The sequence below is a fragment of the Microbacterium sp. Leaf179 genome (assembly GCF_001423785.1).
Classification (GTDB): Bacteria; Actinomycetota; Actinomycetes; order Actinomycetales; family Microbacteriaceae; genus Microbacterium.
In genome coordinates, this window is record NZ_LMPH01000001.1 from 1563838 (window position 1) to 1581083 (window position 17246).

The 17246-nt window shown below is 70.3% G+C and carries 15 protein-coding genes; all 15 read left to right on the forward strand.

Annotated features, from left to right (window positions below; all coding sequences use genetic code 11):
• The first annotated feature begins 3 nt into the window (after positions 1 to 3).
• Positions 4 to 1266: a putative lipid II flippase FtsW gene (ftsW, locus tag ASF96_RS07160; protein WP_055937379.1), complete on the forward strand. Its 1263-nt coding sequence runs from the start codon at positions 4 to 6 to the stop codon at positions 1264 to 1266.
• A 192-nt stretch (positions 1267 to 1458) separates the two neighbouring features.
• Positions 1459 to 2532: a UDP-N-acetylglucosamine--N-acetylmuramyl-(pentapeptide) pyrophosphoryl-undecaprenol N-acetylglucosamine transferase gene (locus ASF96_RS07165; RefSeq protein WP_055937381.1), complete on the forward strand. Its 1074-nt coding sequence runs from the start codon at positions 1459 to 1461 to the stop codon at positions 2530 to 2532.
• 62 nt (positions 2533 to 2594) lie between these two features.
• The gene (gene murC, locus ASF96_RS07170) at positions 2595 to 4001 is read left to right on the forward strand and encodes a UDP-N-acetylmuramate--L-alanine ligase (RefSeq protein ID WP_055835535.1); all 1407 of its coding nucleotides are present in this window, start codon (positions 2595 to 2597) and stop codon (positions 3999 to 4001) included.
• A gap of 2 nt (positions 4002 to 4003) precedes the next feature.
• Positions 4004 to 4981, forward strand: a complete 978-nt coding sequence (locus ASF96_RS07175) for an FtsQ-type POTRA domain-containing protein (protein ID WP_055937384.1) — start codon at positions 4004 to 4006, stop codon at positions 4979 to 4981.
• A 215-nt stretch (positions 4982 to 5196) separates the two neighbouring features.
• Positions 5197 to 6396, forward strand: coding sequence for a cell division protein FtsZ (gene ftsZ / locus ASF96_RS07180; RefSeq protein ID WP_055835541.1), 1200 nt, complete (start codon positions 5197 to 5199; stop codon positions 6394 to 6396).
• Between the two features lie 64 nt (positions 6397 to 6460).
• Positions 6461 to 7144, forward strand: a complete 684-nt coding sequence (locus tag ASF96_RS07185) for a YggS family pyridoxal phosphate-dependent enzyme (protein ID WP_055937387.1) — start codon at positions 6461 to 6463, stop codon at positions 7142 to 7144.
• Positions 7145 to 7175: 31 nt separating this feature from the next.
• Positions 7176 to 7646 (forward strand): cell division protein SepF, encoded by a 471-nt coding sequence (locus tag ASF96_RS07190; RefSeq protein ID WP_055937390.1) that lies wholly within the window; start codon positions 7176 to 7178, stop codon positions 7644 to 7646.
• A 6-nt stretch (positions 7647 to 7652) separates the two neighbouring features.
• The gene (locus ASF96_RS07195; RefSeq protein WP_055835550.1) at positions 7653 to 7955 is read left to right on the forward strand and encodes a YggT family protein; all 303 of its coding nucleotides are present in this window, start codon (positions 7653 to 7655) and stop codon (positions 7953 to 7955) included.
• A gap of 121 nt (positions 7956 to 8076) precedes the next feature.
• Entirely contained in the window at positions 8077 to 8709 is a 633-nt protein-coding gene (locus tag ASF96_RS07200; protein ID WP_055937393.1) for a DivIVA domain-containing protein, read from the forward strand.
• Positions 8710 to 8718: 9 nt separating this feature from the next.
• Positions 8719 to 9306, forward strand: a complete 588-nt coding sequence (gene lspA, locus ASF96_RS07205; RefSeq protein WP_055937395.1) for a signal peptidase II — start codon at positions 8719 to 8721, stop codon at positions 9304 to 9306.
• 1 nt (position 9307) lies between these two features.
• Positions 9308 to 10231 (forward strand): RluA family pseudouridine synthase, encoded by a 924-nt coding sequence (locus tag ASF96_RS07210; protein WP_055937398.1) that lies wholly within the window; start codon positions 9308 to 9310, stop codon positions 10229 to 10231.
• A 170-nt stretch (positions 10232 to 10401) separates the two neighbouring features.
• Positions 10402 to 13866 (forward strand): DNA polymerase III subunit alpha, encoded by a 3465-nt coding sequence (dnaE, locus tag ASF96_RS07215; RefSeq protein WP_055835562.1) that lies wholly within the window; start codon positions 10402 to 10404, stop codon positions 13864 to 13866.
• A 105-nt stretch (positions 13867 to 13971) separates the two neighbouring features.
• Complete coding sequence (locus ASF96_RS17380) at positions 13972 to 15354, forward strand: DUF1109 domain-containing protein (protein ID WP_055937401.1); 1383 nt, start codon at positions 13972 to 13974, stop codon at positions 15352 to 15354.
• Positions 15355 to 15430: 76 nt separating this feature from the next.
• The gene (gene hisD / locus ASF96_RS07225) at positions 15431 to 16732 is read left to right on the forward strand and encodes a histidinol dehydrogenase (RefSeq protein WP_055937405.1); all 1302 of its coding nucleotides are present in this window, start codon (positions 15431 to 15433) and stop codon (positions 16730 to 16732) included.
• 12 nt (positions 16733 to 16744) lie between these two features.
• Positions 16745 to 17236 carry a transcriptional regulator NrdR gene (gene nrdR, locus ASF96_RS07230; protein ID WP_055835570.1) on the forward strand — a complete coding sequence of 164 codons (492 nt, stop codon included), beginning with the start codon at positions 16745 to 16747 and terminating at the stop codon, positions 17234 to 17236.
• Positions 17237 to 17246: the final 10 nt, after the last annotated feature.

Consider the following 17246-nt stretch of genomic DNA (forward strand, 5'->3'; position numbering starts at 1 on the left):
CGCGTGACCACGACGGCGCCTCGTTCCCGGCAGACCCCCGACGAGCCCGCCCGCGCGGGTCTCGCGGCGCGGGTGTCGCTCGGTCGGGCCTTCCGGCCGGTGCCGAGCGAGTTCCTGCTCATCACGTCGGCGGCGCTCCTGCTCACCGGCTTCGGCCTGGTGATGGTGCTGTCGGCCACCTCGGCTCTCGACGGTGCGCAGAGCCCGTTCGAGCACGTGCTCAAGCAGGGCGTGTTCGCCGTCATCGGCATCCCCCTGATGTTCGTACTCAGCCGCGCCCCGCTGAAGTTCTGGAAGCGCATGGCGTGGCCGGCGTTGATCCTGGCCACGATGTTCCAGCTGCTGGTGTTCACCCCGCTGGGCATCTCGGCCAACGGAAACCGCAACTGGATCAACCTCGCGGGTATCCAGGCCCAGCCCGCGGAGTTCCTCAAACTCGCGCTCGCGCTGTGGCTGGGCTACGTGCTCTTCCGCAAGCAGACGCTGCTCGGCAACTGGCGCCACGTCTTCATCCCCATCGTTCCGGTGGGGGCGCTCGTCATCGCCACCGTCATGGGGGGCAAAGACCTCGGCACCGCGATGATCCTCGTGCTCGTGCTGCTGGGGGCGCTGTTCTTCTCGGGGGTGCGGCTGCGCATCTTCCTGCTGCCGGCGATCGGTGCGATCGGGGCGGTGGCGCTGCTCGCCATCACCAGCGCTGACCGCATGCGGCGCATCATGAGCTTCCTCGACCAGGACTGCATCGCGAACTACCTCGGCGACTGCTACCAGCCGCTGCACGGCATCTGGGGTCTGGCCGCCGGGGGAGTGTTCGGGGTGGGCCTGGGCAACTCGGCCGAGAAGTACGACTGGCTCCCGGCCGCGGCCAACGACTACATCTTCGCCATCGTCGGCGAGGAGCTCGGTCTGATCGGCTGCATCGTCGTGCTCGCGCTGTTCGCGCTCTTCGCCGTGGGGGCGTTCCACATCATCCGCCGCACCGACGACCCGTTCGTGCGCATCGTGTGCGGCGCGATCACCATCTGGATCATCGGCCAGGCCCTGATCAACGTCGCGGTCGTGCTGCGCGTGTTCCCCGTGCTGGGTGTCCCGTTGCCGTTCATGTCGCAGGGTGGAACCTCGCTGCTGTCGGTGCTCATCGCCTGCGGCGTGCTGCTGTCGTGCGCGCGCACGCTGCCCGACCGCCGCGCCGTCGCCGAGCTTCCCGCGCGCGCCCCGCGGCGCCGTGCGGCGACCGCCCCGGCGACGAAGACCCGCACGCGCTGAGATGCGGGGAGTCGGCGCCGGGCCGCACCGCGCCGTCCGGAACGCGCTCCCGCGTCTCTGAGTAGGCGAACAGCCCACCCGGCGTCCGCCCCGCGCCGCCCGGAACGCGCTCCCGCGTCGCTGAGTGGGCGAACAGCGCACCCGGCGTCCGCCTCGCGCGGAACGCTCCGCGGTTCTGGCTAGGGTCGTACGGTGACGACTTACCTCCTCGCCGGCGGCGGTACCGCCGGGCACGTGAACCCCCTCCTCGCCGTCGCCGACGGTCTGCGCGCGCGCGATGCGTCGGCCGACGTGCTGGTGCTGGGCACCCGCGAGGGTCTCGAGGCCCGCCTCGTGCCGCTGCGGGGCTACGAGCTGCTCACGGTGGCGAAGGTGCCGTTCCCGCGTCGACCCAACCGGGCAGCGGCCGTGTTCCCGGCTCAGTTCCTGCGGGCGGTCGCGGTGGTGCGCCGCCTGATCCGCGAGCGTGGTGTCGATGTCGTGGTGGGCTTCGGCGGCTATGCCGCAGCCCCCGCGTACGTCGCGGCGCGCCGCGAGCGGGTGCCCTTCGTGGTCCACGAGGCCAACGCCAAGCCGGGCCTGGCGAACGTGCTCGGAGCGCGGGGGGCGGCGGGGGTGGGCGTGGCCTTCGAGGGCACACCGCTGCGCGGCGCGCGCGTGGTGGGCATGCCGCTGCGGCGCGAGATCGTCGAGCTCGACCCCGCGGCCCTCCGCGACGAGGCCGCCACCCATTTCGGGTTGGATGCCGCCCGCCCCACGCTCCTCGTCTTCGGCGGCTCGCTCGGGGCGTTGCGACTGAACGCGGCGTTCGGAGAGGCATGGCGAGACGTGCTCGACGCCGGTTGGCAGCTGCTGCACGTCACCGGACAGAACTCCGACCTGCCCGACCCCGGCGTCGACGGGTACGCCGTCGTGCGGTACGTCGACCGCATGGACCTCGCGTTCGCCCTCGCCGACTTCATCGTCTCGCGCTCGGGTGCGGCCACCGTGAGCGAGATCAGCGCTCTCGGCATCCCCGCCGTGTACGTGCCCTACGCCGTCGGCAATGGCGAGCAGCGGCTGAACGCCGCGGCGGCGGTCCGCGCGGGTGCCGCCCTGCTCATCGACGACGCGGACCTCACCCCCGAGCGTGTGAGGAGCGAGGTGGTGCCGCTGCTGCGCGACGACGAGCGCCGCAACACCATGCGCTCCGCGGCCGCGCGCACCGGCATCCGGGTCGGGACCGAGAACGTCATCGCCCTCGTCGACGAGGCGCTCGCCCGCTGACGCACGCTCCCGGGCGCGCCGAGGCCTGGGCCCCGGGTGGGCGACGTAAACTCGCATTCGCCATGATCAGACCCGACCTGAGTCTCCCCCTCCCCGAGTCCATCTCCTCCGCGCACTTCATCGGTGTCGGCGGCTCGGGCATGTCCGGACTCGCGCGCATGTTCCTCGACCGCGGCATCCGGGTGTCCGGGTCCGATCGCTCCGACAGCGCGGCGCTGCGCGACCTCGCCGCGCGCGGAGCCACGGTGCACGTCGGCCACGACGCGGCGCACCTCGGCGACGCCGACACGGTCGTGCACACGGGGGCGATCTGGCCCGAGAACCCCGAGTTCGTCACGGCGAAGCAGCGGGGGCTGCACGTCATCCACCGCTCGCAGGCGCTGCACTGGCTCATCGGTGGTCGCCGTCTCGTGTCGGTCGCCGGCGCGCACGGCAAGACCACGTCGACCGGCATGATCGTCACGGCGCTGCGTGCCCTCGACGAGGACCCGACGTTCGTCAACGGCGGCGTGATCGCCGACCTCGGCGCCTCCAGCGGCACGGGGGGCGACGAGCTGTTCGTGATCGAGGCCGACGAGTCCGATGGCACGTTCGAGCTGTACGACACCTCGGTGGCGCTCATCACCAACGTCGACCCCGACCACCTCGACCATTACGGCTCGCGCGATGCGTTCGACGCCGCCTTCGCCCGCTTCGCCGATGCCGCGCGCGAGGCCGTCGTCATCTCGTCCGACGACGCCGGCGCCCGCGCGGTGCGCGAGCGCATCACGCACGCCCACGTCGTCACCTTCGGCGAGGATCCCTCCGCCGACGTCCGGCTGACCGGCATCCGCACCGACGGCCCCGTCGCCTTCACACTCACCGCCGACGGCGAGAGCGTCGAGGTGCAGCTGCGCGTCCCCGGTGCGCACAACGCGGTCAACGCCGCGGGTGCCGTCGCGGTGCTGCGCGTGCTCGGCCACCCGCTCGCCGCCGCCGCCCGCGCCGTCGAGGGCTTCGGCGGCACGGTGCGTCGCTTCGAGTTGCACGGGGTGTCGCAGGGCGTCAGCGTCTATGACGACTACGCGCACCACCCCACCGAGGTCGCCGCGGCCCTCTCCGCCGCGCGCACGGTCGTGGGCGAGGGGCGCATCATCGCGATCCAGCAGCCGCACACGTACTCGCGCACGCAGGAGATGTACCGCGAGTTCGCCGAGGTGCTCGAGACGCACGCCGACCACACCGTCATGCTCGACGTCTACGGCGCCCGGGAAGACCCGGTGCCGGGAGTGACGGGCGAGCTCGTCAGCGGCGCCTTCGCCGATCCGGCGCACGTGCACTATGTGCCCGACTGGCAGGCGGCTGCCGACTACACGGCCGACATCGCCCGCCCCGGCGACTACGTCATCACCCTCGGGTGCGGCAACGTCTACCAGATCATCCCGCAGGTGCTCGAGGCGCTCTCCCGCACCGAGGCCGCGGCGGTCTGAGCGTGCGCCGGCCGTCGCCCCTGCCCCCGCCCCCGGCGTCGGAGCAGCCCTCCCGCCGCCGGGTCGACGAGCCCGTCTCCGCACCGCCGACGCGGCATCCCGATCCCGCCGACGAGACCGCGCCCGTGGTGCCGCTCGTGCGGCCGAGCGTCTCGGATGCGAACGGTTCCGAGCCGACCGGCTCCGCGTCGTTCGCGGCGACTCCGGATGCCGAGGGCGCGAGCCTGCGCGACGTCTGGCGTGCCTCGCGCGCCCGTCGTCGTGCGCTCTCCGCCGAGGTGCGGCGCTTCACGGTGCGTCAGCGTCGGCGCCGGCGCGTGTGGATCGGGGTGGCGGCGGTGTTCCTCGTCATGGTGCTCGGCACGGCGGGCGCGGCGTACAGCCCCCTGTTCGCGGTCGAGCGCATCGAGGTCGTGGGCGCGTCGCAGCTCGATGTCGCCGCGGTCACCGACGCCCTCGACGGGCAGGTCGGTACGCCCCTGGCGCTGGTCGACGACAGCGCCGTGAAGGCGGCTCTGGTTCGCTTCCCGCTCGTGGAGTCGTACACGCTCGAGGCGCGGCCCCCGCACGACCTCGTCGTGCGGGTGGTGGAACGCACTCCCATCGGCGTGCTGCAGAGCACCGCCGGCTTCACGGTGGTGGATGCCGCGGGCGTCGCCCTGTCGACCACGCCCGACGCGCCCGCGGGCCAGCCGTTGCTCGAGATCGCCGGCGGCACCGATTCCGACGCGTTCCGCGCGGCGGGGCGCGTCATGCGGGCGTTGCCCGATGCCGTGCGCGCGCAGGTGACCGGGGTGTCGGCCTCGACCCCCGACGACGTCACGCTCACGCTCGGCGCGACCGGATCGCGTGTGGCCTGGGGCAGTTCCGACCGCTCGGCCGAGAAAGCCGTCGTGCTCGACCGACTGATGGCGAAGAGCCCGCCCGACCGCACGAAAGAGTACGACGTGACCTCGCCCGAGGCGGGGGTCGTCCGCTGATTCCGCCTCGGTCTCCGCGACCGTCTGCGCGCGACCGCTGCCGCGTCCGCGCGCGCCGAAGGGATTTTCCCGATGATCGTCGGGCGCCCCGCGTGTCGGCCCGGTGGCGTCGGGCTGGCCGCATACCTTCGAGCTAAGGAATTGCATACCGGGCAATTCTTTAACCCTCAACATGAGGTTTAAAGTTTCGGGTTCGGGGACAAACGGAGGCCGGCATGAGCCACAACCAGAACTACCTCGCTGTGATCAAGGTCGTCGGCGTCGGCGGTGGCGGCGTCAACGCCGTCAACCGCATGATCGAGCTCGGCCTGCGCGGCGTGGAGTTCATCGCGATCAACACCGACGCACAGGCGCTGCTGATGAGCGACGCCGACGTCAAGCTCGACGTCGGACGCGAGCTCACGCGCGGCCTCGGTGCCGGCGCCGACCCCGAGGTCGGCCGTCGTGCCGCCGAGGATCACGCGGAAGAGATCGAAGAGGCGCTGCGCGGCGCCGACATGGTCTTCGTCACCGCGGGCGAGGGCGGCGGCACGGGCACCGGCGGTGCGCCGGTGGTCGCCAAGATCGCCAAGTCGATCGGCGCCCTCACCATCGGTGTGGTCACCAAGCCGTTCTCCTTCGAGGGGCGTCGCCGACAGAGCCAGGCCGAGGCCGGCGTCGGACGCCTGAAGGAAGAGGTCGACACCCTCATCGTCGTCCCCAACGACCGTCTGCTCGAGATCAGCGACCGCGGCATCTCGATGATCGAGGCCTTCGCGACCGCCGACCAGGTGCTGCTCGCCGGTGTGCAGGGCATCACCGACCTCATCACGACCCCCGGTCTCATCAACCTCGACTTCGCCGACGTGAAGTCGGTCATGCAGGGCGCGGGATCGGCCCTCATGGGCATTGGCTCGGCGCGGGGAGCGGATCGCGCCATCAAGGCCGCCGAGCTCGCCGTCGAATCGCCCCTTCTCGAAGCCTCGATCGAGGGTGCGCACGGCGTGCTGCTGTCGATCCAGGGCGGATCGAACCTCGGCATCTTCGAGATCAACGACGCCGCCCAGCTGGTGAAGGAGGCCGCGCACCCCGAGGCCAACATCATCTTCGGAACGGTCATCGACGACACCCTCGGCGACGAGGTGCGTGTCACGGTCATCGCCGCCGGATTCGACGGGGGAGAGCCCTCGCTGCGCATCGACGCCGTCGGGGCGCAGCGCTCGGTCGCCGCCCCCGTGGTGCCCGTGATCCCGAGCGACGACGTCGCGCGCGATCTCGACGCCGCCGAGGAGCAGAAGGCCTCGACCGACCGCCCCGCCGAGCGCGCCCCCGAGCGTCGCCCGGAGCCGGCCCCGGTCGCCGCCCGCGTTCCCGAGACGTCGTACGACAGCGGTTACGCCGACGACGACCTCGACGTGCCGGACTTCCTCAAGTAAGCACGAGCGTTCGATGCAGCGGGTCCGGTGATCACCGGGCCCGCTGCGTCGTCGAAGGAGCACCATGGATGCCGCCCTGTCCGATCGCCTCGCCGCCGTCGACGCGCGCATCGCGGATGCCGCCCGCGCGGCGCATCGCGACCCGCACGAGATCACGCGGATCGTCGTGACGAAGTTCCACCCCGTGTCGCTCGTCGCCGACCTGTACGCCCTCGGGGTACGCGACGTGGGGGAGAACCGCCAGCAGGAGCTCACCGCCAAGCGTGCCGAGACCGGTGGGCTCGACGGTCTCGTCTGGCATTTCATCGGCCAGGCGCAGACGAACAAGGCCCGCGCGGTGCGGGCGGCGTCGCACGCCGTGCACTCCGTCGACCGGACGCGGATCGCCGACGCCCTCGACGCGGCCGAGGGCGACGGCATCCTGGACGTCCTGTTGCAGGTGAACCTCACCGACGACGCCGGTCGCGGAGGGGTGGCACCCGACGGGGTCGAGATGCTCGCCGCCCATGTCGCGGGGCTCGAGACGGTGCGCCTGCGGGGTGTCATGGCCGTCGCCCCGCTCGACGAAGAGGCCGCTCACGCCTTCGAGCGTCTGCGCCGCTCGTCCGACGCCGTGCGTCGGGTGGTCGACGACGCGCACTGGATCTCGGCCGGAATGACCGGTGACTTCCCGGAAGCCGTGGCAATGGGCGCGACACACCTGAGGATCGGTTCCGCAATCACGGGCCCGAGGCCCCCGCGCGACTAGCCTCGGATCAGACGAGCGAACGGAGGATGCGATGTCGAACCCCCTCAAGAAGACGATGGTGTACCTGGGCCTCGCCGACGAGGAAGAGACCTATGAGGAGACTGCGCCGCAGCCCATTGCGCGGAAGCAGCCTCAGCAGACGGCTCCGGTCGAGAAGGCTGCTCCGGTGACCCCGCTGCACCGTCCCGCCGTGGTGCGTCAGCCCTCGGTGGGCCCCGTCAGCGAGATCCTCACCGTGCACCCCAAGCAGTACCGGGATGCGCAGACGATCGCCGAGAGTTTCCGCGAGGGAATCCCGGTCATCATCAACCTGTCGCAGATGAGCGACGCCGACGCGCGTCGCCTGATCGACTTCGCGAGCGGCCTGTCGCTCGGGCTGTACGGCCGTATCGAGCGGGTGACGAGCAAGGTCTTCCTGCTCTCGCCCGAGAACATCGCCGTCTCCGGCGATGGAGCGATCGCACAGGCCGACCCCGAGGGTGCGCCCTTCGCGCCCCAGTAACCCCTCGTGGCCGTACTGAGCCTGGTCGGCTCGATCCTCAGCGCGATCCTCTTCATCTACATCGTCCTGCTGCTCGCGCGCCTCGTGCTCGAGTACATCCCGATGTTCAACCGGGAATGGCGTCCGCGTGGCGCCACCCTGGTGGCCGCAGAGATCGTCTACACCGTGACGGATCCGCCGATCAAGCTGATCCGCCGCATCATTCCCCCCCTGCGCATCGGGGGTATCGCGTTTGATTTCGGTTTCGCGATCACCCTGTTCGTCTGCTTCATGCTTCTCAGCGTCACCCGGTCGCTCGCGGCCGCCTGACATCCATACCCGTCGCCCTTCGACACCGACGAAGGGCGACGGCTATGCTGTTCCGAAGCGGTACGCCCCGGTGCGACACCCTTAACAGTTCCGACTCAGAGCTCTCGAAAGAGGAAACACCATGGCACTGACCCCCGATGACGTCGTCACCAAGCAGTTCCAGCACGTCCGCTTCAAGGAGGGCTTCGACCCCGACGAGGTCGACGACTTCCTCGACGAGATCGTCGTCGAGTGGCGCAAGACGATCGCTGAGAACGAAGAGCTGAAGACGAAGCTCGCCGCTCTCGAGTCCGGTGAGGCCGCGCCCGCCGCTGCCGCTCCGGTGGCCGAGACCGCCCAGGTCGAGGAGCCCGTCGTCTCCGAGGTGCCGGCTCCGGCTCCCGTCGCCGCCGCGCCCGCAGCCTCCACCGCCGACGACGCGGCCCCCGTGGCCCAGAGCGCCGGCATCATCGAGCTCGCTCAGCGTCTGCACGACGAGCACGTCGCCGAGGGTAAGGCCCAGCGCGACCAGCTCATCGGCGAGGCGCAGGCACAGGCGGCGTCCATCGTCGCCGAGGCCGAGCAGAAGGGCCGCGAAGAGCGCGCCCGTCTCGAGAAGGAGCGCACCACGCTCGAGGGACGCATCACCGAGCTCCGCAACTTCGAGCGCGACTACCGCTCGCAGCTGCGTTCGTACATCGAGGGTCAGCTCCGCGACCTCGACACCACGGCATCGTCCTCGGGCTCGACGCCGGTGTCGGCGATCGGTCTGTAGGACCACTCTTTGCGCAGTCGATCTCCTCTGCGTCCGGCGGCGGCCGGCATCGTCATCGCGATCCTCGCGGTGGTGGTGCTGGCCGCCGACCAGTTGGCGAAGACCGTCGCCATCGACAACCTCCCCCCGGAGCGCGTCGTCCCGGTGATCGGTGAAGCCCTGCAGTTCTACCTCGTCCGAAACCCCGGAGCCGCCTTCTCGCTCGGCGAGAGCGTGACCTGGGTGTTCACCATCGCTCTGGCCGTGGTCGCGGTGGTCATCGCGTACCTCGCGGTCCGACGGGTGCGCTCGCGCCTGTGGGCCGTCGTGCTCGGCCTGCTCCTCGGCGGTGTCCTCGGCAACCTCACCGACCGCCTGCTCCGCGAGCCCGGCTTCCCGGTCGGCCACGTCGTGGACTTCATCTCCACCCCGTGGATGATGCCGGCCATCTACAACGTCGCCGACATCTTCATCGTGTCGATGATGATCTCGGTGGCGATCCTCGTCCTCTCGGGTCTGCGACTCGACGGCACCCGTGAAACCCGCGCGTCGCGCGCCGCCGAGGCGGCTGCCGACGACGGCGTCGTCGACGCGTCGACCGACACGGGCACGCGCTGACATGGAGTCGCGGAGCCTGCCCGTCCCCGACGGGCTCGACGGAACGCGCGTCGACCAGGCGCTCGCCAAGATGCTGGGGTTCTCCCGCACCTTCGCCGCCGAGGTCGCCGACGCCGGGGGAGTGAGCGTCGACGGTCGCCCCGCCGGTCGCTCCGACCGCCTGCGCGCGGGCACCTGGTTGAGCGTCGAATGGGAGCCCAAGCGCGACCCCGAGATCATCCCCGTCGCCGTGCCCGATCTGGGGATCGTCCACGACGACGACGACATCGTCGTGGTCGACAAGCCGGCGGGCGTCGCCGCGCACCCCTCCGTCGGGTGGGACGGGCCCACGGTGCTCGGCGCCCTGGCCGCGGCGGGCTTCCGCATCGCCACCAGCGGCCCGGCCGAGCGCCGGGGCGTCGTTCATCGTCTGGACGCCGGTACGAGCGGGCTCATGGTCGTCGCCAAGACCGAGCGCGCGTACACACTCCTCAAGAGCGCCTTCAAAGAGCGCGAGGTCGAGAAGATCTACCACGCGGTGGTGCAGGGGCACCCCGACCCCCTCGCGGGAACGATCGACGCACCCATCGGGCGGCATCCGCACCACTCGTGGAAGTTCGCCGTGACCCCCGACGGAAAAGATTCCGTCACGCACTACGAGACCCTCGAGGCGTTCCCCCGCGCGTCGCTGCTCGAGATCCATCTCGAGACCGGACGCACGCATCAGATCCGTGTGCACATGGCCGCGCACCGGCATCCGTGCGCGGGGGATCCGCTCTACGGCGCCGACCCGACCCTGTCGGCGCGCCTGGGGCTGACGCGGCAGTGGCTGCACGCGCATCGGCTGGCCTTCAGCCACCCCGGTACGGGGGAGTGGGTGTCGTTCGAGTCGCCGTACCCCGCCGACCTCGCGAGCGCGCTCGAGATCCTCTCCGACTCGATCTGATCTCGACATCGGGCGCGAACAGGATGCCGGATCCCGGCGACGCGCCCGGGGACGACACGCGAACTGGGCGTCCGCCGCGAACTTCCGGAACCGATGTCGGAGGCCGAACGTACACTCGGTACGTGGCAGCAGACTCCTTCGTTCACCTTCATGTTCACAGTGAATATTCGATGCTCGACGGTGCGGCCCGCATCGGACCGATGGTCCAAGAAGCGGCGAAGCAGGGCATGTCGGCCATCGCCGTCACCGACCACGGCAACACCTTCGCGGCCTACGAGTTCTACAAGACCGCGAAAGACGCCGGCATCAAGCCGATCATCGGCATCGAGGCGTACGTCACGCCGGGCACCCATCGTTCCGACAAGACCCGCGTGCGCTGGGGCACCCCCGAGCAGCAGGGCGACGACGTCTCGGGCTCCGGTGCGTACACGCACATGACGCTGCTGTCCGAGACCACCGAGGGCATGCACAACCTGTTCCGGTTGTCGTCCAAGGCGAGCATGGAGGGCTACTACTTCAAGCCCCGCATGGACCGTGAGCTGCTGCAGACCTACGGCAAGGGGCTCATCGCCACCACCGGGTGCCCCTCGGGCGAGGTGCAGACGCGTCTCCGACTCGGGCAGTACGAGGCCGCGCGCGCCGCGGCGGCGGAGTTCCAGGACATCTTCGGCAAAGAGAACTACTTCGCCGAGATCATGGACCACGGACTCTCGATCGAGCGTCGCGTCATGAGCGATCTGCTCAAGATCTCCAAAGACCTCGACATCCCCCTGGTCGGCACCAACGACCTCCACTACACCCACCAGCACGACGCCACGAGTCACGCGGCGCTGCTGTGCGTGCAGTCGGGATCGACGCTCGACGATCCCAAGCGCTTCCGCTTCGACGGCGACGGGTACTACGTCAAGTCGCCCGCCGAGATGCGGCAGGTGTTCCGCGACAACCCCGAAGCCTGCGACAACACGCTGCTCATCGCCGAGCGGTGCGAGGTCGAGTTCAACACCTCGGCCAACTACATGCCGCGCTTCCCGGTCCCCGCGGGCGAGACCGAAGACAGCTGGATGATCAAAGAGGTCGAGAACGGCCTCCACGACCGCTACCCGGGCGGTATCCCCGACGCCGTGCGCAAGCAGGCCGAGTACGAGACCGGCGTCATCCTGCAGATGGGGTTCCCGGGCTACTTCCTCGTCGTCGCCGACTTCATCAACTGGGCCAAGGACCACGGCATCCGCGTCGGCCCCGGCCGTGGATCCGGCGCGGGCTCCATGGTCGCCTATGCGATGAAGATCACCGACCTCGACCCGCTGCAGCACGGCCTCATCTTCGAGCGCTTCCTCAACCCCGACCGCGTCTCGATGCCCGACTTCGACGTCGACTTCGACGACCGTCGTCGTGGCGAGGTGATCCAGTACGTCACCGAGAAGTACGGCGACGAGCGCGTCGCGCAGATCGTCACGTACGGCACGATCAAGGCCAAGCAGGCGCTGAAAGACGCCGGGCGCGTGCTCGGTTTCCCCTTCAGCATGGGCGACAGGCTCACCAAGGCCATGCCCCCCGCCGTGATGGGCAAAGACATGCCGCTCGACGGCATGTTCAACCCCGAGCACCCGCGATACAAAGAGGCGAGCGAGTTCCGCACGCTGATCGAGACCGACGCCGAGGCCAAGACGGTCTTCGACACCGCCCTGGGCCTCGAGAACCTGAAGCGCCAGTGGGGCGTGCACGCGGCCGGCGTCATCATGTCGAGCGAGCCGCTGATCGACATCATCCCGATCATGCGCCGCGAGCAGGACGGCCAGATCGTCACGCAGTTCGACTACCCCGCGTGCGAGTCGCTCGGCCTGATCAAGATGGACTTCCTGGGGCTGCGCAACCTCACCATCATCAACGACGCCCTCGACAACATCGAGGCCAACCGCGGGCACCCCCTCGTGCTCGAAGACCTCGAACTCGACGACGTGGCCTCGTACGAGCTGCTCGCCCGCGGCGACACGCTCGGCGTGTTCCAGCTCGACGGTGGTCCCATGCGCTCGCTCCTGCGGCTCATGCGCCCCGACAACTTCGAGGACATCTCGGCGGTGCTCGCGCTGTACCGCCCCGGCCCCATGGGCGTGAACTCGCACATCAACTACGCCCTGCGAAAGAACCGGCAGCAAGAGATCGAGCCGATCCACCCCGAACTCGAGGAGCCCCTCGCCGACATCCTCGACACGACGTACGGGCTGATCGTCTATCAGGAGCAGGTGATGGCCGTCGCGCAGCGCGTGGCCGGGTACACCCTGGGCCAGGCCGACCTGCTGCGTCGCGCGATGGGCAAGAAGAAGAAGAGCGAGCTCGACAAGCAGAAAGAGACGTTCTTCGGTGGCATGACCGAGCGCGGGTTCGGCGACGCCGCGCAGCAGACCCTGTGGAAGGTGCTCGAGTCGTTCGCCGACTACGCCTTCAACAAGGCGCACACCGCCGCCTACGGTCTCGTGTCGTACTGGACGGCCTACCTCAAGGCGCACTACCCGGCCGAGTACATGGCCGCGCTGCTGACGAGCGTCGGCGACTCGAAAGACAAGATGGCGGTGTACCTCAACGAGTGCCGTCGCATGGGCATCAAGGTTCTTCCGCCCGACGTCAACGAGTCGATCCGGTTCTTCGCGGCCGTCGGCGAAGACATCCGCTTCGGCCTGGGCGCGATCCGCAACGTCGGCACCAACGTCGTCGACGGCATCGTCTCGGCGCGCCAAGACGCCCCGTACACCTCGTTCCACGACTTCCTGTCGAAGGTGCCCGTGCACGTGGCGAACAAGCGCACCGTCGAGTCGCTCATCAAGGCCGGAGCCTTCGACACGCTCGGGTCGACGCGACGGTCGCTCATCGAGGTGCACGAGGACGCCTGCGAGGGCGCCGTGCTCGACAAGCGGCGAGAAGCCAACGGCGAGGTCGGGTTCGATTTCGACTCGCTCTGGGACGAACCGCAGCAGGTGCAGAAGGTTCCCGAGCGGCCGGAATGGACGAAGAAGGACAAGCTCGCCTTCGAGCGCGAGATGCTCGGCCTGTATGTGTCCGATCACCCGCTCGCCGGGCTCGAGGTGCCGTTGGCCAAGCACGCGTCGACCTCGATCCACGACCTGCTGGCCTCCGAAGACGTCCAGGACGGCGACCAGGTCACCGTCGCGGGTCTGCTCACGAGCGTGCAGCACCGCGTCGCGAAGCAGAGCGGCAACCCCTACGGCATGGTCACCATCGAGGACTTCAACGGTGAGGTGACCGTGATGTTCATGGGCAAGACGTACGCCGAGTTCTCGCCGGCGCTCGTGGCCGACGGCATCATGGTCATCCGAGGGCGCGTATCGCGACGCGATGACGGTCTCAACCTGCACGCCCAGAGCGCCTTCGCGCCCGATCTCGAGGGTCTCGACGAGACCGGCGGGCTCACGCTGATGGTGCCCGAGCAGCGGGCGAGCGAGGCGCTGGTCGGAGAACTGGCGCAGATGCTGCGTCGCCACTCAGGCAGCACAGAGGTCGTTCTCAAACTCCACAAGGGCAGCACAGCCAAGGTCTTCGAGGTGCCGATGCCGGTGCGGGTGACCGCCGACCTGTTCGGGGAGCTCAAGGGTCTGCTCGGCCCCAACTGCCTCGGCTGACGACCACTTCGCGCGCCGAAACGCGCGCGCCGCAATCCCCGGCGGTGCCGAACCCCCGCTGGTTACGATGACCGGGCGTTCCGCCGCCCTTCGGAAAGGACCACCGTGACCGATCACACCCCCCACGACCGCGCGACGGCGCCGGGTACTCCCGGCACCGCCCGCGACGTCGACCAGATCTTCGCGCCGGACGCCCCGGCGTACGACGCGTCCGCCTCCGCCGACAGCGCTTCCTCCGACAGCGCCTCCGCCGCCGACGCCTCTTCCGAGAACGCCTCCCTCGACCACGCTTCCCCCGACGCCGCGGACCACGCGCGGGATGGGGCGGCGAACCCCTCATCCGACGGCGACGACCCGCACGGCGACGCCGGGCGTGTCTCCACCGGCGACCGCGTCGACGAGGGTGCGCCGCCCCGCGCGTCCACCGCCGACGGCACCGCGCACCCGGGCGATGCGCCGCAGTTCGGCGTCGGACCGTTCTCGGTCCGCGAAGTCGCACTGCTGGGCGTGTGGATCCTCGCCTTCTTCGTCTCGTTCTTCCGCACCAACATCCTCGATTCGCCGTCGGGAGTGCTCGTCGGTGGGGTCAACGTGTGGTCTTCGGGGCTGTGGTGGATCCCGGCGATGGCTCTGCCGACGGCAGCTGTCGGTCTGATCGCGCTGCGCCGCCTGTCGCCCCAGGGCATTCGTCGCGTCGGTTCGCTCGGGATCGACCAGTTCGCCTCGGTGGCGTTCTCGATCTCCGCTCTCGTGTGGGTCGCGTGGGTGTGGGACACCGTCGCGGTGTTCGGTGACACGGGCATCTGGACGCGCTCCTGGGTGGTCTGGGTCGAGGCCGTGCTCCTTCTCGCGGGTGTGGTGCTCACCGTGGCGGGTCCGTGGATCCCGCCGTTCTCGCGCGACTTCCGCGGTCGTGACGAGGTCGCCGCGCACCGCAACGCGCGCCCGATCCGACCGGTCGTGCCGCGCCCGCGCACCCCGCGGCCCGTGCACGTCTCCGCCGGTGCGCCCGTGACCGACGACCACGACGGGTCGCGCCCCGACTCCGCGTCGGCGCACGACGAGGCGCCCGTGCCCGGCAGCTACACCGGTTCGACCGACCTGACGCACGAGGGCGCCCCGGCCACCAGCGTGCTCCCCACGCACGCCGACGACCACAACGACACCGACGTCTTCGCTCCCCTCCGCGGCGACGACCACGATGGTCGTGGAGTCCGCGACGAAGATCCCCGGCACGATCACGCGTCCGACGCGCCGAGCCACGACGCTCAGGACGACCACCGGCACGCACCCCACCACGCCCAGGCCTTCTGGGCGCTGGCCCCGGTCGAGCGCGAGGTCGTCGACGACTACGGCACGCCCATCTTCCGGGTCGGGCCGACCGCCTGGGCCCTGGTGGTCGAGGACCGCGGCGAGACGTTCGTCATCCGTCACGACGACGGTCGCATCGGCTACCTCCACGACGTCTCGGGCGTCACCCGCGGCTGACCCGCGCGGCTGAGGACCGCCTGCGAGCCGCCCGCCGCGCGCGGAGCGGCTCGCGGGCGGCCGGTAGCCTGGACTCATGCTTCGCACGATCGATCTCCGCGGCCGCGTGCTCTCGCCGGCCGAGCTCCTCGCTGTGGTTCCGCGCGCCGAGGCCGCGCGCGACGAGGCCCTCGCCACCGCCGCCCGTCTGGTCGACGATGTCGCACGACGCGGCGAAGAGGCGCTCCGCGAACAGGCCGCCCGTTTCGACCGCGTCAGCGACCACGTCATCCGCGTGCCCGCCGCGCACCTCGACGAGGCCCTGCGCGATCTCGACCCGGCGATCCGGGCCGCCCTCGATGAGGCGATCTCGCGTGTGCGCGCGGCATCCGCCGCTCAGATTCCGGCCCCCGTGGTCACCGAGCTGGGCGCGGGCGCGCGTGTCACGCAGCGGTGGCAACCCGTGCGCCGCGTCGGTCTCTACGTTCCGGGCGGGAAGGCCGTCTACCCGTCGAGCGTGGTGATGAACGTCGTTCCCGCGCAGGTCGCGGGCGTGCGCGAGGTGGCGCTGGCCTCTCCCGCGCAATCGGCCTTCGGGGGGCGTGTGCACCCCGTGATCCTGGCCGCCGCGCGTCTGCTCGGCGTCACCGAGGTGTACGCGATGGGCGGGGCCGGTGCCATCGGCGCCTTCGCGTACGGCGTGGCCGAGATCGGTCTCGACCCGGTCGATGTCGTCACCGGACCGGGCAACAACTTCGTGGCCTCGGCCAAGCGCGCGGTCGCCGGCCGGGTGGGAACCGACTCCGAGGCCGGTGCGACCGAGATCCTCGTCGTGGCCGATGCCTCGGCGCGCCCCGATCTGGTCGCCGCCGACCTCGTCAGCCAGGCCGAGCACGACGAGCAGGCCTCGGCCGTCCTCGTCACCGACTCCGTCGAGCTCGCCGATGCCGTGCGGGCGGCGCTGCCGGACCGGGTCGCCGCCACCCGTCACACCGACCGGGTCATCGCCGCGTTCGACGGTCCGCAGTCGGCCGTGGTGCTCGTCGACGACATCGCCCAGGCCACCGCGTTCAGCAATGCCTACGCGCCCGAGCACCTCGAGCTGCAGTTGTCCGACCCCCGCCCCGAGGACTTCGTCAACGCGGGTGCCGTCTTCGTCGGCCCCTACACGCCGGTGAGCCTCGGCGACTACCTGGCGGGCAGCAACCACGTGCTGCCGACCGGGGGACAGGCCCGGTACGGAGCCGGGCTGTCGGCGTCGACGTTCCTGCGACCTCAGCAGGTCATCGAGTACGACCGCGCGGCGCTCGCCCAGGTGCGCGACGCCATCGTCGTCCTCGCCGAGGCCGAGGCGCTGCCCGCGCACGGCGAGGCCGTGACCGCGCGTTTCGACGCGTAGTCTGGCGCCGTCATGCACTGCCCGTTCTGCCGCCACCCCGACTCCCGCGTCATCGATTCGCGCACGAGCGACGACGGTCTCAGCATCCGTCGTCGTCGTCAGTGCCCCAACTGCGGAGGGCGCTTCTCGACGGTCGAGACGGCCGGCCTGAACGTCATCAAACGCTCGGGCGTGGTCGAACCCTTCAGCCGCGAGAAGGTCATGTCGGGTGCCCGAAAGGCCTGTCAGGGTCGACCCGTCACCGACGCCGACCTCGCCGTGCTCGCCCAGAAGGTCGAAGAGGCCATCCGCCAGACGGGGTCGTCGCAGATCGAGGCCAACGAGATCGGCCTCTCGATCCTCGGACCGCTCCGCGAGCTCGACGAGGTCGCCTACCTGCGCTTCGCCAGCGTCTACCAGGCGTTCGACTCGCTCGACGACTTCGACGCGGCCATCGCGCAGCTGCGCGCCGACCACGCGGCACGACCGACCGCGGCGCCCGACGACAGCGACGACGTCCAGTAACCTGGCGGGG